We start from the raw sequence: 6,203 nt of genomic DNA on the forward strand, positions 1-6,203 counted from the left end.
GGTGGGGGTTGGGGTGGGATCGGTTGGGGGTCTGCTTGTTTGGCGGATGATGATGGTGATGGTGGACGCCAGGACGTGCGGCACCGGCATGGGGACCTCGCCGCGGGTGTTGTAGGTGTTTTGATCGAGGAAGAGGTTGCCGGGGTTGGTGAAGTGGTATTGCAGGAGCGTGACAACGTGGTGAGCGAGCCAGGGATCAGGGTCTGTGGGCCGCCGGCCTTTGGGTCCGATGGCGCCGGGGATGATGCTGACACTGGTGATGACGTAGGCCTGCGGTATGCCCGGTGGCCCTAGCTGCAAGGTGAGGACCTGGCCGGCCCCATGGAGGACGCACACCCACGGGGTGTTGCCGCTGGGGTCGGCTAAAGATTGGGCTGGCGTCGATCCTGCAGGGTCGCAGTCCGAGGACGCGAGGAATGGTATTGGGCCGTCAAGGTTTTCGTCGCCTGTGGGGGCACTGGTGGACGACGGATGCGGCGGTGGGGGGGTGGGCCGCGTGTGAGTTGGTGAAGCCTCTGGATGTGACGATGCTGCTGGTGTGGTGTCTAGGACGGTCAGGGCAGCCGTCGCGGCGGTGCCCAACACGGTCACCGCCGCCATGACGGCGGCTACGCGGGGGTTGAACCTGCCTCGCCAGCGGTCGAACCACGCGCGCGTCACACCCTCGTTGATGGTCGCCTTGGCGACGTCGTATGCAGGTGGCGCGACATCACTGGCGCTGCCCGCGGTGACATCGTCGCGGCCGACGACGACGTGGTCTGCCGGATTCGAGTTGGACCGGTGGTGGTCGTCGAGGTCTACCGGTGTGGCGACACCGTCACTGTCGGGGTGTGGGTCATCTGCGGGGGCGGGGGTGTCTGCTGGCTGCTGTGACGCGCCAGGTAGCCGGGCTCCGATGCCGGTCAGCCATTGTTGGGTGTCGACAGGTATCACGTCGTCGTCAGTCACGGCCGACTCGTTCCGGCGCGGTGAGCTCGGCGGCGCGCCGGCAGCTGACGGACATTGTTGGTTTGGTGAGGGCGTGCGTGCGGCGTGCCCGCGATGCGGGGCGGGTCGAGCCGCAGGTAGCCGTCGGCGCGCTGAGCGTTGAATCCGGCGTCCTCACCGGCGATCACATAGCGGCGCTCCGGCCCGGCGGTGACGGGCGGCAAAGCCCGGAAATGCCCTTGCATCACCGATGTCGAGGCTGGGGAGGAGGAGGGGACCGCCGCGGCGGCCACTGCGGCCTGGTCGGAGCGCAAAGGCTCCTGAAACCCCGGCTTGCGCCGCGCGAGCCGGATCACCAGCCAGGCTGCCGCTATGAGGATCAGCAGTGGCAGCATGCGCGCCACCAGTTCGATCACGACCAGCACCGCGAATGCCGTAGCGCTGACGATCACCGCTGCACACCCAATCATCATCTTCACGCTTGTCACCCCTTCAAAGGCGATGTTTCATCATCACTTCTAGATGTTAGAGTAGTTCTTTAATCATCTTTTTGTCTACAACGGTGGACAAGAATAAGCGTCTTTAGTTATCTTCATGGATGTGGAGATCCCTGAGCGTGGACTCGCCCGCCTCGATGTGTTCGTCCGCCGTCGCCTGGCGGTCAAACGCATGACATGGGCGGGCTTCGCGGAAACCGCGGCCTTGAGTCGGGCAACGCTGCACCGCGCGGTCAAACAGTCACGCGAGATGCGACCGGCAACCCTGGCGAAAATCGACGTCGCCCTGGACTGGCCGATCGGTACGAGCGCCCACGTCATCGACGGGGGCACGCCCCCGGTCGATGAGGCTTATCGGGGCGATCACGCCCAGGTCGACGCCAGGCTCCAGCACATCGAGCACCTGCTCGTCGAGCTCAACAGCGGTGTGACCGCCCTGAACAACCGGTTCTACACATCAGCGAGCGCCGATGTCTGAACGGATCTTCGACGAGCAACGCCGAGCCTGGATCGCCGCCCACGCCGGTATTTTCCTTTTCCAAAAGCGCCGCGCCGAGCTTATGGGTAAGCGGCTGCGTGCGCAGACCCGCGCGCACACCGGGGCGCGACCCGATCCGCACGACGATCAGGTCACCCCGCCTCTGCTGACGCGGACGTCATCGACCACCACAGGTGGGCTCGAGACCGCGATCGCGGCCGCAGCGGCGTTCGCCGCCCCGCTAGGCTGGCCGCTCGGTCGGCTGCTCTACGAATGGATCGCTCGGCATCTGATACCGGCCAAGCTGCGCGCCTACCCCATTGCCGCACTGATTTATTCCGCCGTGATGTGCGGAGCACCGCTGCTATTCATCGACCCAGCGCACTCCCTGTGGTCATCGTTTCTGGTGCCGTGGATGGCCGCACAACTGCCGGCGACATTCTTGACCGCCGGCATCTACGGAATTTTGGAGGGCTGGCTAGCCGTGGACGGATCGTCGCAGTGGTGGCCCATGACTCCGACAGCCCCCGACATCGACGACGTTCTGTTGCTGGGCCCAATGGAATCCACAATGCCAACGCTGCTGGATCCTGCCCCCACCCAAGGGCGCCAGCCACCACTGATCGCCCGTAAGTCACCGCCCAACATCAGATGGGGCCCTCTGGTCGTCGGCATCGTCCTGGCGGCGGCCGGCACCATCTGGTTCGCCGTACAAGTTTTGGACGCCACACTCGGTAGCGGCGCCGGCCAGGTTCTCAACCACAACGAAAGGCAGCACCTTGACACTTCCGCACCCTGAATCCGACCGTGGCGCAACCGACCTCGCTGCCGGAGAGCAATCTAGCTCACCCTACGCCGAGGAAGAGCTGGACTCCGACGACGACCGAGACGGTTTCGCTCGCCTCGGCCACGCACTTGAACGCATCACCGCACAACACGGCATCGCGGCCGCCGCCGCGCAGCTGGTCGCCGACGGCGGCATGAGCCTTGACCTCACCGAGTAAGCCGGCGACACCGATGAACCGCACGGAGGATTGCTGCGCAGAGGCCGCAGCACCGCGGGTGTGCGCCGCACGCAGCTGCACGATCGAACTAACGGCTGAGCTACTCATGTGTGATGTTCACTGGGCGTTAGTTTCTGCGGCACTGCGTGATTCGATCGCGGCGACCAGCGAGTCAAACAGCACCCAGGACGCAGCAGCGGTCGCACAGTATCGGAAGTATGTCGCCGCCGCGATCGCCGACGTCGCACACAAAGAAGGCCGGCAACAGCCACGCAGACCACGCCCCGCGCAAGAGCCCGTCCAGCTGACGCTCTTCAAGATCGGTGCGACATCGTGAATCCGGAACAGTCTCAACCGGTTCGGGTGCACGGCCGCGAACTGCAACCCGGGACCGAAGTCAGCATCACCGGAGAGCGCGGCCGCTACCGATTCCTCGGCGCCAAGACGACCAGCTCGGATCGCGTAGTCCTCGATTTTATCGGTGGCCGAGCCGGCCACGAATGCTGGCGCAGCTTCTATCCCGAACGCGTCAAAACGGTGCATCGGATCAATCAGACGCGACGCAACGTCGGCGGAGCCGACTATAAGTAGCGACGAGAAAAAGATTCGTGACGATTGAATGCCGTCAGTGCAGCCTGAGGGGACCGGGCGACGGGGGCGCACCGGTGCACCGTTCCGAAGGCGGACTCGGTGGAGCGCGTGATTTTGACCGCGGATTCGGGAGGCGTTTGACCACGAATGTCGGAGTCGCGCTGTCATGGTTTGGGGTCGTTAGTTGTGAATTTGAGAGTCAGCGCCCCGGGGCTACCGCGAGGAGCGGCCGTTGCGGCGGTCGCCTCAGCGATGCCTCCACGGGTCCAGGCATCGGACACCGAGGGGTTCGAAGTGTCGGGTGTTGCGGGTGACGACGGTTTTGTCGACGGCATGGGCGACGGCCGCGGTCAACGCATCGTCGTAGGGGGCATGTTCGGGCACCCGGTAGGTGGCCAGGATGCGTGCGGCGGAGAGATCGAAAGGCAGTGTCCGGCGGGCGAAGACGCTCAGCACCTTGTCGTCGAACCAACGTCGAAGGTGCTCGCCCTGGATCGCGTCCGTGCGTTCCTTGGCGATGACGCCGCGCTCGATTTCGGCCAGTGTTGTCGCCGTGATGAACTGCTCAGAGGGTTCTACCGAGTCCGCCCACGTGGCCACGGCCGGATTTCGGCCGGGCACGCGCAAAGCGGACACCACGTTGGTGTCCAGTACGTAGGTCACAGTTCTGGGGTACGGGCGGTCAGCCCGAGGCGTTCGGGTTCGAAGTCGATGTCTTGGCCGGTGTCGGCTGCCAGCAGCACCGACATGGGGACGTCTTCACCAGCTAACCCTGCGGTGAGTATCGCGCGGGCTTCGGCTTCGACGGAGTGACGGTGACGGGCAGCGCGCACTCGCAGCGCTGCCTTGGTTCCCTCGGGAAGGTTGCGGATCACGATCTGCTCCATACATAACAAACGATATCACACCACTGATATCAGCTTGGGCTGTCGCCGCGGTGACTCCCGAATTCGTGATAAACGACTCCCGAATCCGCAGTCAAAATCAAGCGCGAGGCGCATGCGTCTATAGCACCGTGAGGCGTTTGAGGCGTTTTGAGACTGCTTGATAGTAGATGTTGAGAAAGTCGTCGAAGTCAGGGATGAGGAGTTTTTCGCCGGCGGCGCCGCGGGTGAGAACGCGGGCTTCTGTGAGGTCTTGGGGAAGGAATTCTTGCCATTCGATCTCTTGGCCGAAGACCGAGGATTGGCCGCGATGGCCACCGCTTGGTTCGTAGGACTCGGTTCTGCGGGTGGCAAGACCAAGCCAGTGGGAGGACTGTTCGAGGAGGTGGCGTTCGTGGGCGCCGTACATAATGACCCATCCGGGGATCATGTCGCGTAGTGCGTCAGCGTATTTGGGGCCGTAGACCACATCGAAGTGGCTGGACGCCTGGACGGTCATTTGGATATTGACACCCAGGCCAGCGCTTTCTCCGCAGTATTTGAGCAAGCCGGGCAACGGTGCGGCGTTGCAGACCTCGTCGAGTTGCAGCAGAAGTCGGTGAGTTAGCTGGTAGTTCGCCGCTTTTCGGCGGAAGTGCTCGATGATGGAGTCGATCAAGGCGACGGCGACACCGGCGACGGTTCCGTGGTTGGGTGCGATGAGGAAGATGGTCGCGTCAGGATCGTCGAGAAGGCTGAAATCGAATGTGTGGATGTCGAGTTGTTCGACGGCGCTGAGGCCGGCGAGCCTGGCTGAGGTCGCCAAACCCAGACGCAGCCAGGGTTTTATGGCTTTGCGTGCGGTGATGGCGACGCTATCGCGCATCCGCGGGTCCATGCTGAGCATGCTCAGCAGCGGCTCGGCCAGCAGCGGGTGCGGGCAAAGTTGGTAGGCCTTCATCCATGACTCTTCAGGGATGTTGGCAGGGCCGCCGTCGTCGTTGGGGTCAGGCACGCCGTAGTTTTCGGCGGCGTTGAGTACCCAGGGCATTCCTTGTCTGTTGCCGCACGGGCTGGCGGCGTAGAGCAGGGCGGCCAGGGGCGCGGCGGCGGTAGATTCCCACAATCCGCCGGAGCTGACGGTGGCGCCGCTGGTGGCTCCGCCGAAACCGACGCCGCTGGTGGCGAGCATGGTCTCAGCGACGGTAAGCGCTTCGTCGGGATTGCTGATAGCCGTCGTGGGGTCGGACACCATCGCCTTGACGTCGCTGGGCCAGGTCTCCGTTTTGACCGGTGAGAGGTCGATGACTCCGGTCGGGCCTTTCGTTCGGTGAGGGATAACCAGTTGGGCCAGATCAGGTTTCGACGAGCAGGAAACGACCGGGCCTGGGTGCATGACCGCAGCCGGGCCGAGTATGCGGCGGGTTTTCCCGCTGCGGGTGGGGGCGCTGGCGCAGACGTGCGGCGCGGTGGTCACGCGTACGGGTCGACCAGAGTCATCGACTTTGAGTCCGCAATACGGTGTGTACGGTTCAGCCAAGCTCATGTGGGTTCACCGTATCGCCTGTCAAACATCGCCGCCCACCACCTGAACCAGAAATCATGTCTCCCCGCCTTTTACGAGGTCGGGTCGGGAAGGTCAGGCAACCGGGTGTCGTCCACTCCTGGGTGGGCAGTGCTAAACGATGAGATGGCTAGGTGGCGTTGGTAGGCGTAGCGGTTGGTGTGTTTGAGGTGTTGTCGTTGGGTGAGGGCGGCTTGGAGTTTGTCGGTCAGTGCTGCGGGGTGTATGCGGGCTGTTTGGGTGAGCAGCGGGTCGAGGTCGGGTGGGGTGGGTGTGTGG

Annotated in this window: 10 protein-coding genes; 3 read left to right on the forward strand and 7 right to left on the reverse strand. The window is 63.9% G+C overall.

Annotated elements, in window-relative coordinates:
• Both AWC17_RS04880 and AWC17_RS04885 read right to left on the reverse strand, forming a co-directional pair.
• On the reverse strand, positions 1–948 hold a 948-nt coding region (locus AWC17_RS04880), incomplete at its 3' end, for a hypothetical protein (protein ID WP_085164330.1).
• Complete coding sequence (locus AWC17_RS04885; protein WP_085164332.1) at positions 945–1,406, reverse strand: hypothetical protein; 462 nt, start codon at positions 1,404–1,406, stop codon at positions 945–947. The genes AWC17_RS04880 and AWC17_RS04885, both read right to left, overlap by 4 nt.
• A gap of 115 nt (positions 1,407–1,521) precedes the next feature.
• On the opposite strand from AWC17_RS04885, the gene AWC17_RS04890 reads away from it, so the two are divergent.
• Complete coding sequence (locus AWC17_RS04890) at positions 1,522–1,902, forward strand: hypothetical protein (RefSeq protein ID WP_085164334.1); 381 nt, start codon at positions 1,522–1,524, stop codon at positions 1,900–1,902.
• Entirely contained in the window at positions 1,895–2,701 is an 807-nt protein-coding gene (locus AWC17_RS04895; protein ID WP_141224501.1) for a hypothetical protein, read from the forward strand. Before AWC17_RS04890 ends, AWC17_RS04895 begins: the two co-directional genes overlap by 8 nt.
• Positions 2,702–2,747: 46 nt before the next feature.
• On the opposite strand, the gene AWC17_RS04900 is transcribed toward AWC17_RS04895, so the two are convergent.
• Positions 2,748–3,014, reverse strand: a complete 267-nt coding sequence (locus tag AWC17_RS04900) for a hypothetical protein (RefSeq protein WP_141224502.1) — start codon at positions 3,012–3,014, stop codon at positions 2,748–2,750.
• 225 nt (positions 3,015–3,239) lie between these two features.
• Between AWC17_RS04900 and AWC17_RS04910 the strand changes: the two genes are divergently transcribed.
• Positions 3,240–3,497: a DUF7246 family protein gene (locus tag AWC17_RS04910; RefSeq protein ID WP_208618361.1), complete on the forward strand. Its 258-nt coding sequence runs from the start codon at positions 3,240–3,242 to the stop codon at positions 3,495–3,497.
• Positions 3,498–3,743: 246 nt separating this feature from the next.
• Here the strand turns inward: AWC17_RS04910 and AWC17_RS04915 are convergent, their stop codons facing one another.
• The 4 genes from AWC17_RS04915 to AWC17_RS32530 form a co-directional block, all read right to left on the reverse strand.
• Entirely contained in the window at positions 3,744–4,160 is a 417-nt protein-coding gene (locus AWC17_RS04915) for a type II toxin-antitoxin system VapC family toxin (RefSeq protein WP_085164342.1), read from the reverse strand.
• A complete protein-coding gene (locus AWC17_RS04920; RefSeq protein ID WP_141224503.1) occupies positions 4,157–4,372 on the reverse strand; it encodes a FitA-like ribbon-helix-helix domain-containing protein in 216 nt (71 codons plus the stop codon). The genes AWC17_RS04915 and AWC17_RS04920 overlap by 4 nt, the downstream gene beginning before the upstream one ends.
• Positions 4,373–4,502: 130 nt before the next feature.
• The gene (locus AWC17_RS04925; RefSeq protein WP_085164346.1) at positions 4,503–5,906 is read right to left on the reverse strand and encodes a type IV secretory system conjugative DNA transfer family protein; all 1,404 of its coding nucleotides are present in this window, start codon (positions 5,904–5,906) and stop codon (positions 4,503–4,505) included.
• Positions 5,907–5,977: 71 nt separating this feature from the next.
• Positions 5,978–6,203, reverse strand: a 226-nt coding sequence (locus tag AWC17_RS32530) for a hypothetical protein (RefSeq protein ID WP_167385544.1), incomplete at its 5' end; no start/stop codon positions are given.

Source organism: Mycobacterium nebraskense (assembly GCF_002102255.1).
GTDB classification, from domain to species: Bacteria; Actinomycetota; Actinomycetes; order Mycobacteriales; family Mycobacteriaceae; genus Mycobacterium; species Mycobacterium nebraskense.

Coding starts and splice junctions, on each gene's coding strand:
- AWC17_RS04890 (WP_085164334.1), top strand. CDS start 1,522: ATGGATGTGGAGATCCCTGAGCGTGGACTCGCCCGCCTCGATGTGTTC.
- AWC17_RS04925 (WP_085164346.1), bottom strand. CDS start 5,906: ATGAGCTTGGCTGAACCGTACACACCGTATTGCGGACTCAAAGTCGAT.
- AWC17_RS04895 (WP_141224501.1), top strand. CDS start 1,895: ATGTCTGAACGGATCTTCGACGAGCAACGCCGAGCCTGGATCGCCGCC.
- AWC17_RS04900 (WP_141224502.1), bottom strand. CDS start 3,014: ATGAGTAGCTCAGCCGTTAGTTCGATCGTGCAGCTGCGTGCGGCGCAC.